14 protein-coding genes are annotated in these 15,960 nt (G+C 73.7%); 5 read left to right on the forward strand and 9 right to left on the reverse strand.

Features of this window, described 5'->3' with window-relative positions:
• Nucleotides 1-18: 18 nt before the first annotated feature.
• From pstA to ACZ4VA_RS36450, 9 genes are all read right to left on the reverse strand, one after another.
• Nucleotides 19-1,083: a phosphate ABC transporter permease PstA gene (gene pstA, locus ACZ4VA_RS36410; protein ID WP_356169695.1), complete on the reverse strand. Its 1,065-nt coding sequence runs from the start codon at nucleotides 1,081-1,083 to the stop codon at nucleotides 19-21.
• Nucleotides 1,080-2,087: a phosphate ABC transporter permease subunit PstC gene (gene pstC / locus ACZ4VA_RS36415; protein ID WP_355795725.1), complete on the reverse strand. Its 1,008-nt coding sequence runs from the start codon at nucleotides 2,085-2,087 to the stop codon at nucleotides 1,080-1,082. Before pstC ends, pstA begins: the two co-directional genes overlap by 4 nt.
• 100 nt (nucleotides 2,088-2,187) lie before the next feature.
• Nucleotides 2,188-3,318 carry a phosphate ABC transporter substrate-binding protein PstS gene (gene pstS, locus ACZ4VA_RS36420; protein ID WP_355794343.1) on the reverse strand — a complete coding sequence of 377 codons (1,131 nt, stop codon included), beginning with the start codon at nucleotides 3,316-3,318 and terminating at the stop codon, nucleotides 2,188-2,190.
• Between the two features lie 473 nt (nucleotides 3,319-3,791).
• Complete coding sequence (locus tag ACZ4VA_RS36425) at nucleotides 3,792-4,205, reverse strand: NUDIX hydrolase (protein ID WP_355794344.1); 414 nt, start codon at nucleotides 4,203-4,205, stop codon at nucleotides 3,792-3,794.
• A gap of 62 nt (nucleotides 4,206-4,267) precedes the next feature.
• The gene (locus ACZ4VA_RS36430) at nucleotides 4,268-5,449 is read right to left on the reverse strand and encodes a CHAD domain-containing protein (RefSeq protein WP_356169690.1); all 1,182 of its coding nucleotides are present in this window, start codon (nucleotides 5,447-5,449) and stop codon (nucleotides 4,268-4,270) included.
• Nucleotides 5,430-7,796: an RNA degradosome polyphosphate kinase gene (locus tag ACZ4VA_RS36435; RefSeq protein WP_388905046.1), complete on the reverse strand. Its 2,367-nt coding sequence runs from the start codon at nucleotides 7,794-7,796 to the stop codon at nucleotides 5,430-5,432. The genes ACZ4VA_RS36430 and ACZ4VA_RS36435 overlap by 20 nt, the downstream gene beginning before the upstream one ends.
• 153 nt (nucleotides 7,797-7,949) lie before the next feature.
• Nucleotides 7,950-10,004 carry a hypothetical protein gene (locus ACZ4VA_RS36440; protein ID WP_389392116.1) on the reverse strand — a complete coding sequence of 685 codons (2,055 nt, stop codon included), beginning with the start codon at nucleotides 10,002-10,004 and terminating at the stop codon, nucleotides 7,950-7,952.
• On the reverse strand, nucleotides 10,001-10,900 hold the full coding sequence (locus ACZ4VA_RS36445; RefSeq protein WP_468084139.1) for an ABC transporter ATP-binding protein: 900 nt from the start codon (nucleotides 10,898-10,900) through the stop codon (nucleotides 10,001-10,003). The genes ACZ4VA_RS36440 and ACZ4VA_RS36445 overlap by 4 nt, the downstream gene beginning before the upstream one ends.
• Nucleotides 10,897-11,313 (reverse strand): GntR family transcriptional regulator, encoded by a 417-nt coding sequence (locus tag ACZ4VA_RS36450; RefSeq protein ID WP_355793854.1) that lies wholly within the window; start codon nucleotides 11,311-11,313, stop codon nucleotides 10,897-10,899. The genes ACZ4VA_RS36445 and ACZ4VA_RS36450 overlap by 4 nt, the downstream gene beginning before the upstream one ends.
• 167 nt (nucleotides 11,314-11,480) lie before the next feature.
• Between ACZ4VA_RS36450 and ACZ4VA_RS36455 the strand changes: the two genes are divergently transcribed.
• The 5 genes from ACZ4VA_RS36455 to ACZ4VA_RS36475 are packed head-to-tail and all read left to right on the forward strand — an operon-like array spanning nucleotide 11,481 to nucleotide 15,943.
• On the forward strand, nucleotides 11,481-12,023 hold the full coding sequence (locus ACZ4VA_RS36455; protein WP_356169678.1) for an RNA polymerase sigma factor: 543 nt from the start codon (nucleotides 11,481-11,483) through the stop codon (nucleotides 12,021-12,023).
• Nucleotides 12,020-12,874: a zf-HC2 domain-containing protein gene (locus ACZ4VA_RS36460; RefSeq protein ID WP_355794605.1), complete on the forward strand. Its 855-nt coding sequence runs from the start codon at nucleotides 12,020-12,022 to the stop codon at nucleotides 12,872-12,874. Before ACZ4VA_RS36455 ends, ACZ4VA_RS36460 begins: the two co-directional genes overlap by 4 nt.
• Nucleotides 12,871-13,752 carry an ABC transporter ATP-binding protein gene (locus ACZ4VA_RS36465; RefSeq protein ID WP_356169672.1) on the forward strand — a complete coding sequence of 294 codons (882 nt, stop codon included), beginning with the start codon at nucleotides 12,871-12,873 and terminating at the stop codon, nucleotides 13,750-13,752. Before ACZ4VA_RS36460 ends, ACZ4VA_RS36465 begins: the two co-directional genes overlap by 4 nt.
• The gene (locus ACZ4VA_RS36470) at nucleotides 13,749-15,293 is read left to right on the forward strand and encodes an ABC transporter permease (protein WP_468084142.1); all 1,545 of its coding nucleotides are present in this window, start codon (nucleotides 13,749-13,751) and stop codon (nucleotides 15,291-15,293) included. The genes ACZ4VA_RS36465 and ACZ4VA_RS36470 overlap by 4 nt, the downstream gene beginning before the upstream one ends.
• Nucleotides 15,290-15,943, forward strand: a complete 654-nt coding sequence (locus tag ACZ4VA_RS36475; RefSeq protein ID WP_388905050.1) for an ABC transporter — start codon at nucleotides 15,290-15,292, stop codon at nucleotides 15,941-15,943. Before ACZ4VA_RS36470 ends, ACZ4VA_RS36475 begins: the two co-directional genes overlap by 4 nt.
• Nucleotides 15,944-15,960 lie beyond the last annotated feature (17 nt).

The raw sequence follows: 15,960 nt of genomic DNA on the forward strand, positions 1-15,960 counted from the left end.
GGGTCGCTGATGGCCGCGTCAGCGGCCCGTCTTCGGGGCCTTCCAGCGGGCGATGCCGCGGGCCGCGAGGTTCAGGATCATGACGAAGGCGATGAGGGCGAGTGCCGCCGCCCAGGCCCGGTCGTAGGCCGCGCCGGAGCCGGCGCTGTTCGCGTACTGCTGGTAGATGTACAGCGGCAGCGAGGCCTGCGGGTCCTCGAAGGGGTTGCTGTTGATGAATCCGGTACCCCAAACGAGGAGCAGGACGGGCGCGGTCTCACCCGTGATGCGCGCCACCGCGAGCATCACACCCGTGATGATGCCGCCGATCGAGGTCGGGAGCACCACCTTGATGATCGTGCGCCACTTCGGCACGCCGAGCGCCAGGGACGCCTCGCGCAGCTCGTTCGGGACGAGCTTGAGCATCTCCTCCGTGGAGCGGACCACCACGGGCATCATCAGGATCGCCAGGGCGAGCGAACCGGCGAAGCCGGAGTAGCCCATGTCCAGGATCAGGATCCAGAAGCTGAGGACGAAGAGGCCGGCGACGATCGACGGGATGCCCGTCATGACGTCGACGAAGAAGGTGACGGCCTTGGCGAGCCCGCCCCGTCCGTACTCGACCAGGTAGATCGCGGTCAGGACACCGACCGGCACGGCGATCAGGGTGGCGATGCCGACCTGCTCCAGCGTGCCGAGGATGGCGTGGTAGATGCCGCCGCCGGGCTCGGTGTCGGCGACCACGCCCATCGAGTGGGTCAGGAAGTAGACGTCGAAGACCTTGATGCCGCGCTTGGCGGTCTCCCAGATCAGGGAGGCCAGCGGGATCACGGCGATCAGGAAGCAGACCCAGACCAGGCTGGTGGCGACGCGGTCCTTGGCCTGCCGGCGGCCCTCGACGCGCGCCGCGATGGCGTACGTGCCGAAGACGAACAGGAGCGCGGCGATCAGGCCCCACTGGACGCGGCTGTCGAGGCCGCCGGCCAGGCCGATGCCCACCGCGAGGACGACGGACCCGGCGGCGATCCCCCACGGGGACCATTTCGGCAGCTGCGCGCCGCGGAGGCTGCTGGGGCGCTTGTCGGTGACGGGTGCGTGGCTCATGCGTTGGCCCCCGAGTACTCCTTGCGGCGGTTGATGATCATGCGCGCCGCGCCGTTGACCACCAGCGTGATGACGAACAGGACGAGACCGGAGGCGATGAGCGCGTCCTGTCCCAGTTCGGTGGCCTCGCTGAACTTGCTCGCGATGTTCTGGGCGAAGGTGCCGCCGCCCGGGTCGAGCAGGCTGGCGTTGATGTCGAAGGTCGGGGAGAGCACGGTGGCGACGGCCATCGTCTCGCCGAGCGCGCGGCCGAGGCCGAGCATCGAGGCGGAGATCACGCCGGAGCGGCCGAAGGGCAGCACCGACATGCGGATGACCTCCCAGCGCGTGGCGCCGAGGGCCAGCGCGGCCTCCTCGTGCATCTGCGGGACCTGGCGGAAGACCTCACGGCTCACGTTCGTGATGATCGGCAGGATCATGATCGCGAGCAGGATGCCGACGGTGAGCATCGAGCGCGGGGCGCCGCCCTGCCACTCGAAGATGCCGGTCCAGCCGAAGTAGTGGTCGAGCCAGCCGAAGAGGCCGCTCATGTGCGGCACCAGGACGAGGGCGCCCCACAGGCCGTACACGATGGACGGGACGGCGGCGAGCAGGTCGATCACGTACGCGATGGTCCCGCCGAGCTTGCGCGGCGCGTAGTGCGTGATGAACAGCGCGATGCCGACCGCGACCGGGACCGCGAGCGCCATGGCGATGATCGCCGAGACGACCGTGCCGAAGGCGAGGACCGCGATGCCGAAGTACGGCGGCTCGACGTTGGTGTTCCACTCGAAGGTGGTGAAGAAGTTGGCTTCGTCCTTGCTGATCGCGAGGGACGCGCGGTAGGTGAGGAAGGCCGCGATGGCGGCCATGATCACCAGGAGGAAGATGCCGGACCCGCGGGAGAGACCGAGGAAGATCCGGTCTCCGGGGCGGGTGGCACCGCGGGCGGCGTTCTTCTGCTCGGCCGCGGAAGGCTGGGGGGCAGGGGGCGGTGCCTCTGCGGTACGCGTAGATATGTCCATCAGGATTCTCCGGTCTGCGGAGCCGGTTCGGGTGGCGGCTCCAGGCGGCGGTGCACCGGACGGTGCGGCCCGCCTCGGGGAGGCGGGCCGCACACTCAGGTCAGCTCAGGCCCGCGATGGTCTCGCGGACCTTCGTGATGATCTCGTCGGGGATCGGGGCGTACTTGGCGTCGGCCAGCTGCTGCTGGCCCTGCTCGCTCGCGATGTACGTGAGGAAGGACTTCGTGGCGGCCAGGGTGTCGGCCTTGTTGCCCTTCTCGCAGACGATCTCGTAGGTGACCAGGGTGAGCGGGTAGGCGCCCTCCTCGGTCGGCTTGTAGTTCAGCTCCAGCGACAGGTCCTTGCCGGTGCCGGCGACCTTGGCGGTGGCGATGGCCTTCGTGGCGTTCTCCACGCTGGCCTTGACGGGCTCGGCGGCCTCGGTCTTGAGGTCGACGGTGTTGATGCCGTCACCGGCGTAGGAGAGCTCGAAGTACGAGATCGCGCCCTCGGTCTGCTTGACCTGCTGGGCCAGGCCCGAGGAGCCCTGAGCGGACTGGCCGCCCTTGGCCTGCCAGGCCTTGCCGCCCTCGTACTTCCAGTCGGAGGGGGCGACGGCCTTCAGGTACTTGGTGAAGTTGTCCGTGGTGCCGGAGTCGTCCGAGCGGTGGAACGTCTGGATCTTGGTGCTCGGGAGCTTGGCGTCGGCGTTCAGCTTGGCGATCGCCTCGTCGTTCCACTTGGTGATCTTGCCGTCGAAGATCTGGGCCAGCGTGGCGGCGTCCAGCGTCAGGCTGTCGACGCCCGGGACGTTGTAGCCGACCGCGATCGGGCCGCCGACCATGGGCAGGTCGATGGCCGCGTTGTTGTCGCAGGCCTTCTTCGCGGCGGTGACCTCTTCGGGCTTCAGCGGCGAGTCGGAGCCCGCGAAGGCCGTCTGGCCCTGGGTGAACGCCGTGATGCCGGCGCCCGAACCCGTCGGGTTGTAGTTGATCTGCACGCCCTTGCAGGAGGCCGAGTACGCCTTGATCCAGGCGTCGATCGCGTTCTTCTGCGCGGAGGACCCGGAGGCCTGGAGCTGGCCCTTGGCGTCGTCACACTTGATGGCGCTGTTGCCGGCCGTGGCCGAGGAGCCGCCCTCGTTGCTCTTGCCGGTGTCGTCCGAGCCGCACGCCGTGAGGGCCAGGGCGCCGGAGACGGCGACAGCACCGAGGGAGAGGGCGCGAAGCCGGTTCTTGCGCTGAAGCTTCACTTTCGGGAGTTCCTTCCAGGAGCCGCCTACAGATGGCGGCGCGCGAGATCGGTGTCATGCGGGCGCCACATCCAGGAAGCGGTCCGCACCGGGTAAGGCCGAAATTAGGCAGAACAGGTGAAGCCGCCGACTGGCGTGAGTGAACGGGGGGTGAACCCCTGAGGGCGGTGCGGTGAGGTCACGGAACGCTTACGTCGAGGACACGGGTCGGTTTCGGACAACTCGGGTGACTCCGGTCGCCGCGGAAACACTAGGCAACCGGACACCGACATCCGGGTTTCCACGCTCGCCGACGGCCTTGCGGGGGCCCGGATACCTCCGCCTGCCGTACGTCCGCGCGGTCGTCCCGGCACCCGGGGTGCCTCCGCCGCCGTACGGGCCTGGCCGTCTCGGCGCCCGAGTACCCCCGCCCGGCGTAACTCCACGGCCGTCCGGGTGCCCCGGGCCGGGTGCGCGATGGCGGCGGACACGGCCTAGGTGAGGTGCAGCGCGGAGAGCAGGGCGTCGACCAGGTCGCGGTCGCGGGGCTGGGTCAGCCGGCCGCGGGCCTCCGCCGGGGGGAGCCACAGGATGCGGTCGACCTCGCGGTTCGGTACGAAGCCGCCGGCCCGCGCCTCGGCGGCCCAGTAGCGGACCTCCTTGGGGCGGCCGCCGACGACGTAGCGCAGGACGGGCAGGGCGGCGCCGGGCTCGGCCGCGTACCCCGTCTCCTCCTCCACCTCGCGCAACGCGCCGGCCAGCGGGTCCTCACCGGGCTTCAGCTTGCCCTTGGGGTGGGACCAGTCGTCGTACTTGGGCCGGTGGACCAGACAGAGCCGCAGGTCGCCGGTGCCGGGGAAACGGCGCCAGAGCACGCAGCCCGCCGCCCGGATCGTGGTGTCGGTCATGCGTCACGGCCTCCTCCCGCCCGCTCCGGCCGCGGCCGGCCGTGCGTGGCTCGATCGCGCGGTCAGGCGGTGCCCACCGCGGCCTTCTGCCAGGACTGCTGGAACGCGAACCTGGCGGCCTCCACCTCGTGCCGCTGGTCGGCGTGGAGCACGCCGAGGGCGTACGCCGTCGCCGGGGCGATGCGCGGGGTGCGGGCCGCCGACGCGGCGGCCGAGGCCGCCTCCGCCGCGTCCCGGTGCTGGTTCAGTGCCCGGCCCGCGTTCAGCAGGCGGACGTCCAGGGGGCCCTCGCCGCCGTGCAGGACCTCACGCGCGTAGCGGTGCAGCCGCAGCAGCAGGCGGACCTGGTGCCAGGGCGCGTCCTGCGGCTGGGGCGCCGTGTCGGCGGAGAGGCCGTGCACCAGGGCCTCGGCGTTGTAGGGGTGGCCCGCCGTGATGAGGGGCAGGGCGGTGACCGCGTCGCACAGGCGCTCCTCGGCGGCGGTGGCCGGGCGGCGCAGGTCGGCGGTGGCCGCGCCGGGCGTGAGCGGGACCTCGCTGGCGAGGACGGCGACGCTGTCGGCGACCGCGTGGAAGCGGCTCGACCCGAGCGCCTGGAGGGCCGCCGAGTGGGCGCGCGTCCGGGCGAGGGTCAGCTGCCGTTCCAGCAGGGCGCCAGCCTTGGCGGCGCCCACGGTGAGGTGGCCGCGCTCCGGGAGCCCGGGGGCCGGCGGCACCGGGCCGGTCGCCGCCCCGTCCGCTCCGGCGGGCCGGCTCGCCCCGGCGGAGGCCGCCGCCCGGCCCGCGGAGGAGGACTGCGCGGGGAAGGCCGCCGACCCGGACAGGCGGTGCAGGGCCAGCAGCAGGCGCTCCAGCCGGGCCGCGTACGCGTGCTCGCGGGCCAGCGTGCCCGACAGCCAGGCCAGTTCGGGCCGCATGGACTCGGACCACTCGGCGTCGAGCAGCGGCCGGAAGGTGTGCAGGGTGCCGCTGATCCGGCGGGCCGAGCGGCGCAGGGCGCGCGCCGCGTCGACGGTCTCCTGCGAACCGTTCCCCCCGGGCTTGGGCTTGGCCCGCGCGGCCGGACCGCCGTCCCCGCCCGCCTCGCGGTGCTGGCGCAGCGAGCGCAGGAACTCCGTGGCCTGGGCCCGCAGATAGCCCGCGAGCGCCTCCCCGGTGGGGGCGCCCCGCAGTGCGTCGAGGTCCCCGCCGGACGGGGCCCGCCCCGCGGTGGGGCCCGTGGGGTCAAGGTGTCGCTGTGCCACGCCGGCGCCTCCGGGCGTCTATGAGCATCTCCTGGACGTTGCGCAGGGGCTGGCCGTCCGCGTCGGTCGCGTGCCGGGTCCACTCGCCGTCGGGGCCCAGGTGCCAGGAGGAGGTCGTGTCGGACATGCCGGTCTCCAGCAGCCGGTTCAGGGCGGCCCGGTGGGCCGGGTCGGTGACCCTGACCAGTGCCTCGATCCGGCGGTCGAGGTTGCGGTGCATCATGTCGGCGCTGCCGATCCACACCTCGGGCTCGCCGCCGTTGCCGAAGCCGAAGACCCGGGAGTGTTCCAGGAAGCGCCCGAGTATGGAGCGGACCCGGATGTTCTCGGACAGGCCCGTGACGCCCGGGCGGACCGCGCAGATGCCGCGCACCCACACGTCGACGGGGACGCCGGCCTGCGACGCGCGGTAGAGGGCGTCGATGATCGCCTCGTCCACCATCGAGTTGACCTTGATGCGGACGTGGGCGGGACGTCCGGCGTTGTGGTGCTGGACCTCCTTGTTGATCCGCGAGATCAGGCCGTCGCGCAGGGACTTGGGGGCGACGAGCAGACGGCGGTAGGTCTCGCGGCGGGAGTAGCCGGAGAGCCGGTTGAAGAGGTCGGAGAGATCCGCGCCGACCTGCGGGTCGGCGGTGAGCAGGCCGAGGTCCTCGTACAGGCGGGCCGTCTTCGGGTGGTAGTTGCCGGTGCCGACGTGGGAGTAGCGGCGCAGCGTGTCGCCCTCCTGACGGACCACCAGCGAGAGCTTGCAGTGCGTCTTGAGGCCGACGAGCCCGTAGACCACGTGGCAGCCCGACTCCTCCAGCTTGCGGGCCCACTTGATGTTGGCCTGCTCGTCGAAGCGGGCCTTGATCTCCACCAGGACGAGGACCTGCTTGCCGGACTCGGCCGCGTCTATCAGCGCGTCCACGATGGGCGAGTCGCCGGAGGTCCGGTACAGCGTCTGCTTGATGGCCAGCACGTCCGGGTCGCCGGCCGCCTGCTCCAGGAAGGCCTGCACGGAGGTGGAGAAGGAGTCGTACGGGTGGTGCAGCAGGACGTCGCGCTCGCGCAGGGCGGCGAAGATGTCGGGCGCGGACGCCGACTCCACCTCGGCGAGGTCGCGGTGGGTGCCCGCGATGAACTTCGGGTACTTCAGCTCGGGCCGGTCGAGGTGGCTGATGCCGAAGAGACCCGTGAGGTCCAGGGGACCGGGCAGCGGGTAGACCTCCGCCTCGCTGATCTTCAGCTCCCGGACGAGGAGGTCGAGCACGTACCGGTCGATGGACTCCTCGACCTCCAGGCGCACCGGCGGCCCGAAGCGGCGCCGCATCAGCTCCTTCTCCAGGGCCTGGAGGAGGTTCTCGGTGTCGTCCTCCTCGACCTCCAGGTCCTCGTTGCGGGTGAGGCGGAAGGTGTGGTGCTCCAGGACCTCCATGCCGGGGAAGAGCTCTTCCAGGTGCGCGGCGATGACGTCCTCGATGGGGACGTAGCGGTCCGGGGAGGCCTCCAGGAAGCGGGAGAGCAGCGGCGGGACCTTGACGCGCGCGAAGTGGCGGTGGCCGCTGACCGGGTTCCGTACGACCACCGCGAGGTTCAGCGAGAGGCCGGAGATGTACGGGAAGGGGTGCGCGGGGTCGACCGCCAGCGGGGTCAGGACCGGGAAGATCTGGTGCCGGAAGAGCGTGAAGAGGCGGGCCTGCTCCTTCTCGGTCAGCTCGTTCCAGCGGACCAGGTGGATGCCCTCCTCGGCCAGCGCGGGGGCGACGTCCTCCTGGTAGCAGGCCGCGTGCCGGGCCATGAGCTCGCGCGAGCGGGCCCAGATCATCTCCAGCACCTCACGGGGCTGGAGGCCGGAGGCGGAGCGGGTGGCGACGCCGGTGGCGATGCGGCGCTTGAGACCGGCCACCCGGACCATGAAGAACTCGTCCAGGTTGCTCGCGAAGATCGCCAGGAAGTTCGCGCGTTCCAGCAGGGGCGTGTTCGGGTCCTCGGCGAGTTCGAGCACCCGCTCGTTGAACGCCAGCCAGCTGCGCTCCCGGTCCAGGAAGCGGCCCTGGGGCAGCTGGACGCCGTCCTGCACGGTGTCCTCGTACACGTCGAGATCGGCGTCGAGATCCGGTTCGAGGTCGGACACGTTGGCCGCCACGGTGTGGGGCCGGTGCGCGGCGATGGAGCCCACGGAGGGCTGCGGGTGCTGGACCTGTGCCTGGGCGCTGGGCTGGTTCATGGACCCATTGTTCCGCGCCAGGGGCGTGACAGGCGCGTCGGAGAGGGCGGGCGGGAGCGTCAGGGCGAAACGACCGCTCCCCCCGGCCTTCCCGTTCTCCGGCGGAGGTGAGGGCTCGGGCACGGCGGGGTTCATTCGGTGAGGGTCGCAAGCCCGTCTGAATCGATGGTTACGGCGACATGACGTGCGGGATATCGGGGGGCGGCTCCCGGGCGTCCATGGCGGCTTCCGGGGCCCACGCAGGCCCGGGTGCGTCCCACCCCCGTGGGGACGCACCCGGGCCGGGGCTCAGGCCGTGCGGCGCCTCAGCAGGGCGTACGACCCGGCGACCGCGAGGGCGGCGACCGCGAGGACGATCCCGGACTCCACCAGCTGGAGCGGCCAGACGTGGGAAGCGGGGTGGTAGGTGGTCCAGAAGTCGGCGATGCCCTTGTCCGCCATGCAGTGCCTGAGCCGGGCCGCGTCGCCGAATTGCGTACACGTCGTGTTGCCGCCCACGCTCGTGCCGTCCACGGTGATCACACCGCTTTCCACGACCTGGACGCTCTCGGGCGGGTCGAGGGCGTGCCTGCCGGTGAGCGTCTCGGTGGGCCACAGGCTCGCGCGGTCGACGTTGCCGAGGACGTACACCACGAGCAGGGCGCCGAAGGAGGCGGCCAGCGCGGGCAGCGTGCGGCGCGTCAGCAGGCCCGCGAGGACGCCGAGGGCCAGGCCGCACAGGGCGTAGGCGGGGGTGACGAGGCCGTTGGCGCGGAAGGTGTCCATGTCGTACCAGCTGCCCCAGAGCAGTTCCCGGCCGTCGTTCCACATCCACCGGTGCAGCGCCACGAGGAGGGCGGTGCCGGTGGCGACGAGCAGGGCCGGGACGGCGAGCTTCGCGGTCAGCCAGCGGGCCGGGGTGATCGACTGGGTCCAGGCGAGCTGCGCGGTGCCGTTCTCCAGTTCGCGCCCGGTCAGGGTCGCGCCGGCCCAGGCGGCGACGAGCAGGGGCAGGTAGGAGACCGTGAGGGTGCTGAGCGCGACGACGACCGAGTAGTACTGGCTTCCCCAGGGGCCGGTGGCCACGTCGCAGGCGTCCATCTGCGCGAGACACCCGTAGCGGGATTCCGCGAGGGCGTGCTCGAAGCCGGGGCCGTGCGCCCACAGCAGCGCCGCGGACACCACGACGACGAGTCCCAGCCAGGTCCGCAGGGCGGGGCGGTGCAGCCGCAGCACGGCCCAGACCGGCCCCCGGAAGACCCCCTTGACGGTGAAGGTCCGCGCGGGGGCCGTCTTCGTCGCGGCGGTGACGCCCGTGGTGCCGCCGGTCACGCGTGCCGCGCCGCCGGTGACGCGTCCGGTGTTCCCGGTGCCCTCGGTGTGCCGTTTCAGCACCCGGAAGGCGGCGAGGACCGTGAGCGCGGTCAGCGCCAGGGCGGCGCCGGTGGCGGAGAGCTGGAGCGGCCAGTAGTGGGAGGCGGGCTGGACGTCGCTGTAGAAGGCGGTGACGTGCAGCCGCTCGAAGGTGTCGGCGCAGGCCCTGGCGTGGTCCCAGGACGCGACGCAGTGCGGCATGGGCAGCTGGGTGCCCGCGGCGTCGACGACGCCGCGGTCGGTGGTGAGCCCGCCGTACCAGGGGCCCTCCTGGAGGGAGGTGGTCCGGGTGACCGGCGGCCAGAACCAGGCGCGGTAGCCGTTGAGCGCGTACCAGAGCAGCCCGGTGGCCGCGGCGGTGACGGCGAGGGCGGCCAGGGTGCGGCGCAGCAGCAGTCCGGCCAGGGCGCCCGCGGCCAGGGCGAACAGGGCCAGCGCGACGGTGGTCGGGCCGTTGGCCTGGAAGACCAGGATGTCGTGCCAGGCGAGGTTGTTCCCGCCGCGCCCGGCGTCCCACATCAAGTGGTGCAGCACGACGAGCGGGACGGTCCCGGCGGTGACCAGCGCGGCCGGGACGGCGAGCTTGGCGGCCAGCCAGCGGGCCGGGGTGACCGACTGGGTCCAGGCGAGCCGCGCGGTGCCGCTCTCCAGCTCGCGCGCGGTCAGCACGGCGCCCGCCCAGGCCGCGACGAGCAGCGGCAGGAACGTGACGGTCCAGTGGGCGTACGTCGAGGCGTCCTTGAAGGCCAGGTACGCGTCCTGGTCGTACGCGCAGGAGTAGTCGCAGGCCCTCAGACGGCGGTAGGCGTCGCTCGCGGGCCCGGCGAGCGCGGCGTACGCCCACAGCATCAGCGCGGAGGCGGCGGTGATCACGGCCGCCCAGGCGTAGAGGGCGGCTCGGTGCAGCCGCAGCACGGCGCGCACGGTGCCGGGGCGCCCGGCCGCGGGGCGCGCGCTCACGGGGGCGTCGGCCGTGGTCAGCGCGGTCATACGGCGGGCTCCGGGGCGGCGGAGCGGTGGGACGGCTCCAGGATCAGGTCGGGGGCCTCGGGGCTGCGCAGGTGCGCGAGCAGCACTTCCTCCAGGGAGGGCGCGGTGGTCTCGCCGACGCCGGTGAGCGGGCCCCGCGGCCGGACGAGGGCGGTCTGCTGCCGTCCGGTGGTGCGGGACTCGATCACGGTGTGCGGGGCGAGGTCGCGGCTCGGGCCCGTGGTGAGGACGTGCGCGGCGAGCAGGTCGTCCAGGTCACCCGCGAGCCGCACCCGGCCGTCGCCGAGCATGATCAGGTGGTCGCAGGAGTTCTCCAGCTCGGCGACCACGTGCGAGGACAGCACGACGCTGGTGCCGTGCTCGGCGGACTCCGCGAGCAGGACGCCCATCAGTTCGTGGCGGGCCAGCGGGTCGAGGTCGGCCATCGGCTCGTCCAGGAGCAGCAGTTCGGGCCGTTTGGCGAGCGCGAAGGCGAGCGCGACCCGGGTGCGCTGGCCGCCGGACAGGGAGCGGATCCGGGCCTTCGGTGCGAGCCCGCCGGCCGTCACGATCCGTTCGGCGACGGCGGGGTCCCAGCGGGCCGGGTTGAGCTCGCGCCCCAGGCGGAGCGTCTCGGCGACGGTGAGCTGCGGGTACAGCGGCTTGTTCTGGGCGACGTACGCGATGCGTTCGCGGGCCGCGGCCGGGTCCGTGCCGAGCACGGTGAGCGTGCCCTCGGTCGGTCCGAGGACGCCGGCCGCGAGGGCGAGCAGCGTCGACTTGCCCGCGCCGTTCGGGCCGACGACGGCGCAGACGCGTCCGGCGGGCAGCCGCAGCGCGCACTCGCGCAGGGCCCAGCCTCCCCGGCGTCCGAACCGCTTGCCCAGTCCGGCCGCCGCTATGGCGGTGTCCGTCATTTCCGGCCCCCCTCGGTGCTCATGTGCTGTTCCCCCTCGGTGTGCGTGAACTGTTCCAGTACGGCGGTGAAGAGCGCCGAGACGTCGTCCCGGTCCAGGCCTGCCGCCCGGGCGCGGGCCGCCCAGTCCTCCAGCTCCGCCCGCAGCGGCGAGTCCGCCGGGGCGGCGCCCAGCGAGCGGCGGACGAAGGTGCCGAGGCCGCGGCGGGCCTCGACGAGGCCCTCGCGCTCCAGCTCGCGGTAGGCCTTCAGGACGGTGTTCGGATTGATCGCCGTCGCCTCCACGACCTCGCGGGCCGTGGGGAGCCGGTCGCCCGGTTCGAGCAGTCCCAGGCGCAGTGCCTGCTTGGTCTGCTGGACGATCTGCACGTAGGTGGCGACGCCGCTGCGCCGGTCGATGCGGTACTCGACCACTCGGACCAACCACCCTTTCACTAATTTAGTAGTGAAAGGGTGGTGCAAGGGTGGTCCCGGTGTCAAACGCGGACGGCCAACGCCCGTCCCACCTGCGGGAATCCGCCCCGCGGAAACCCGTCGGACCCTTCGTGAACCGATCCGGGGGGCTCGTCCGATGATGGGGCGTGAGGGATACGAGAAGCGACGGGGAGCTGCTGCGGGCCATCGCGGCGGACGGGGACCGGCGCGCCTTCGAGGAGCTGTACCGGCGGTTCGCGCCGTGGCTGACCGCGCGGCTGCGCGGACGCTGCGCGGACGCGGGTGTGGTCGACGACGTGGTGCAGGAGACGTTCCTCGCCGTGTGGCGCGGCACCGCCCGCTACCGGGAGGAGGGGGACGCGGCCGGCTGGCTGTGGCGCGTCGGCTCCCGCCGGCTCATCGACACCCTGCGCGGCGACGGGGCGCGTGGGCGGCTGCGCCAGGCGCTGGGCCGGCTGCGCCACCGGGACGAGGCCTCCGCCGAGGAACGGGTCCTCGCGGGCGTCGAGCACGGCGACCTCGCCGGCGCGCTGACCCGGCTCTCACCGGAACTGCGGGCGGTCCTCCAGGCCACCGTGGTCGACGGCCTCACGACCCGGGAGGCGGCCGTCCTGCTCGGCATCCCGCCCGGCACCGTCAAGACACGGGCCTCACGCGCCCGCAAGCAGCTGCGGGAGGCGCTGGCATGAGCGGAAACGACACCACCTGGCACGTGCCGGAGGACGACCTGCGGGCCTACGCGCGCGGTGAACTGACGGCCCCCCGGCTGTGGTCCGCCGACACCCACCTCGCCGCGTGCGCGCGGTGCCGTGCGGCGCTGGCGGAGGTCACCGACCCGGTCGCGCTGGAGGAGGGGTGGGCCCGGCTGGACGCCGAACTCGACGCCCCGCGGCCGGGGTTCGTCGAGTCCCTACTGGTGCGGATCGGCGTCGCCGACCACACGGCCCGCCTGCTCGCCGCCACCCCCGTGCTGCGGCGGGCCTGGCTCGTCGCCGTCGTCGCCGTCCTGATGACGGCCCTCGCGGCGGCGACCGCCCTGCGCAGCGGTCAGTCGCCCACCCTCTTCCTCGCCCTCGCGCCGCTGCTTCCGCTCGCCGGGGTCGCCCTGTCGTACGGGCCCGCCCTCGACCCGACGTACGAGATGGCCGTCGTCTCCCCGACCCACGGATTCCGGCTGCTGATGATCCGTACGGTCGCCGTCCTGGCCACCGGGACGGCGCTCGACGGCCTGGCCACGCTCGCGCTGCCCTCGTACGGCCTGCGCGCGGTGGCCTGGCTGCTGCCCGCGCTCGCCCTCACCGGCCTCGCCCTCGCACTGACCCCCAGGCTCGGACCGGTCGCCGCGCCCGCCGTCGTCGGCGGCGCGTGGGCCGGGCTGCTGCTCGTCGCCGACAGCAGGACCGAGGGGATCCTCGCGCCGTTCACCGCGGCCGGCCAGGGCGTCGCCGCGGCCGTCGCACTGCTCACCGCCGGACTGCTGTACGCCGTCCGCGACCGCTTCGACTCATCCACCGCCTCGACCCACAGGAGTGCCGCATGACCTCCGCCTTCCCGGGGGGCGCCCCCACCGTCTCGGCAGCAGGGCTGACCCTGCGCTACGGCAGCACCCACGCCCTCGACGACGTGTCGCTGCGGCTCGCGGACGGCGTCACCGGCCTGCTGGGCCCCAACGGCGCCGGCAAGACAACCCTGCTGCGGGTGCTCGCGACCGCCCTGACCGCCGACCGCGGCTCCTTCACGGTGCTCGGCCGCGACCCCGGCACGACCGCCGGCCGGCAGGAGGTGCGCCGCACGCTCGGCTACCTGCCGCAGACCCCCGGCTTCCACCCGGACTTCAGCGCCTTCGAGTTCGTCGACTACGTGGCGATCCTGAAGGAACTGACGGACCGCGCCGCCCGGCACGCCGAGGTGCGCCGGGTGCTCGACGCCGTCGATCTCTCCGAGGTGCGCGGCCGGCGGATCAAGAAGCTCTCCGGCGGGATGCGGCAGCGCGTCGCCCTCGCCGCCGCGCTCGTCGGCGACCCCGGCTTCCTCGTCCTGGACGAGCCGACCGTCGGTCTCGACCCGGAACAGCGGATGCGCTTCCGGGAGCTGATCGCGAGGGCGGGGGAGGGCCGCACGGTGCTGCTCTCCACCCACCAGACCGAGGACGTCGCGATGCTCTGCCGGCGGGTGATCGTCATGGCCCGCGGCCGGGTCCGCTTCGAGGGCACCCCCGCCGAACTGACCGCCCGCGCGGCGGGCCGGGTGTGGAGCAGCGCGGAGCGCGCGCCGCACGCGAAGGCCGGCTGGCGCACCGGCGCCGGCGTCTTCCGCAACGTCGGCGACCCGCCGCCCGGCGCGGAGCTGCTCGAACCGACCCTGGAGGACGGCTACCTGCTCACCCTCGACGGCGAGCCCGCGGAGGTGGCGGCATGAGCACCACCGTCATCGACCCGGCCCGCGCGGAGAGCGCGCCCGCCGCACCGTCCGGCCGGCGGACCCGGGCGGCTGCCGTGCTCGCACTGGCCCGCTTCGAGTCCCGTGAACTGCTGCTGCAGATACCGGTCTTCGCCATGTTCGCCCTGTACCTCGCCTACACCTGCTGGCAGTTGTGGGGCGGCGGCGAACCCATGGACGACTTCCCGGTCCTCCAGGACGCCGACCGGGCCACGCAGGACCGGCCCCTGCTCGTCGCCGTCGCCGTACTCGTCAGCGCCAACCGCGGGGTCCTGCGCTCCCGGCGGCGCGGCACCGACCAGACCTTCGACGTGCTGGTCGTGGAGCCCTGGCGGCGTACGGCCGCGCACCTGCTGTCGGTCGTCCCGGCCGCCGCGCTGACCGCGCTGGTCGTCCTCCTCGACTTCACCTGCACGGCCCTCAAGCCCGGCGCGGCGGGCCACGGTTCGCCCGCCGAACTGGCCGTCGGCCCGCTGGTCGTCCTGCTCGCCGGGATCATCGGCGTGCTCCTCGCCCGCCTGGTCCCCTCCGCGTTCGCCGCACCGCTCCTGGTGGTCGCCGGGCTGGTCCTCGCCACCCTGGTGTCCGCCGGACTGGAGGACGCCGACTGGCAGCGGTGGCTGTGGCCCGTGGTCGGCGACGCCGGCACCGAGCCGTTCCCCTCGGAGCTGCTGGGCCGCCCCGCCGCCTGGCACGCCCTGTACCTGACCGGACTCGCCCTCACCCTGGCCTGCGCGGCGGTCCTCGTCTCCGGCGGCCGCAACCGGCTGGTCGCCGCGGTGACCGTCGCCGCGCTCGCCGCCACCGGCGCGGGCGTCGCGGGACAGGCGTCCGGTGAGCCGGCCGGGCTGGCCGCCGCCCGGGAGAAGGCGTCCGTTGCCCCGGAGAAGATGCAGTCCTGCCGCGTCCAGGGCCGCGACGCGTACTGCGCCTACCCCGAGTGGTCCGGCCGGACCGACGAGTGGGCCGAGGCCGTCGGGCGCGTGCGCTCCCTCGCGGGCGGCGGCGCCGGGGCCACCCGGCTGACCGTGCGCCAGCGCGTCGACGCGCGGTACGGCCTGGACGGCGACGCCGCGCTCCAGCCGTCCCGCACACCCGGCCGGGTGACCGTCGGCACGCGCTGGGGCGGCAACCGGGTACCCGAGTTCGCGGTCGCCGTCGCATCGGTCCTGGTGGCGGGCGACGAGTACGCCATGGGCGAGGCGTGCGACGCCCGCGTGGTGACCGTGATGTGGCTCGCGCTCGGCGCCCAGCCCGACCCCATGTCCGCCTTCCGGCACGTCCGCCTCGACGACCGCGTCAGCGGCTCCGGCATCGCGCTCACCCCGACGAACCCGCTCTCCATGACCGCCCAGCAGACCGACGTCGTCCGCGAACTGCTGGAGAAGCCCCGCTACGGCATCACCGCCAAGGTCAAGGCCCACTGGGCGGAGCTGACCTCGCCGAGGACGACCACGGCACGGGCGGCCGAGCTGCTGGACGTGCCGGTGCCGAAGGGGGCCGACACGTGCGGGGAATGACCCGGGCCCTGGTGCGGCCCGTCACGCGGACCCTGCCGCGGTGGGCGCTCGCGGCGGGCGGCGCGCTCGGGCTGCTGCTCGCGGGCGTGCCCCGGATGCTCCCCGGCCGGCCCGACCCCTGGTTGTGCCTGACCCTCCTGCGGGCGGCGGCGCTGGCCCTCGCCCTCGGGCTGGCCTTCCTCCTGGACGACCCCGCCCGGCACACCACGGCGGCCGTCCCGGCGGGGCGCCCGCTGCGCACCGGCCTGCGCGTGGCGCTCGTGGCGCCGTTCGCCGCGCTCTGGTGGGTGGCGGCGCTCGCCCTCGTGCCCGCCGAGGGGCGCCCGCCCGTCGGCGCCGTCACGCTGGAGGCCGCCGCCACCGCCGTCCTCGCGCTGGCCGTCGCCGCGGCGGGCGTCCGCTTCTCCGGCCAGGCCGAGCCCGGCACCGGAGCGGCCGTGACGTTCCTGGTCGCGGCGGTCGCGGCGCCGCTGCTGGTCCCGGACCGGTGGACCCCGTTCGTCACCGTGGACGACGAGCGGTGGGGCGCGGCGCACCACCAGTGGGCGCTGCTCCTCGCCGCCGGCGCCCTGGCCTGCGCCGCCTGGACGCGCGAACCCCCGCGCCGGCGGACCGTGTCACGGCGCCGGGCTCCCGTCCCGGCCGGATGACTCCGGCCGGGACGGGA

The sequence above is a fragment of the Streptomyces sp. NPDC028308 genome, assembly GCF_055565855.1.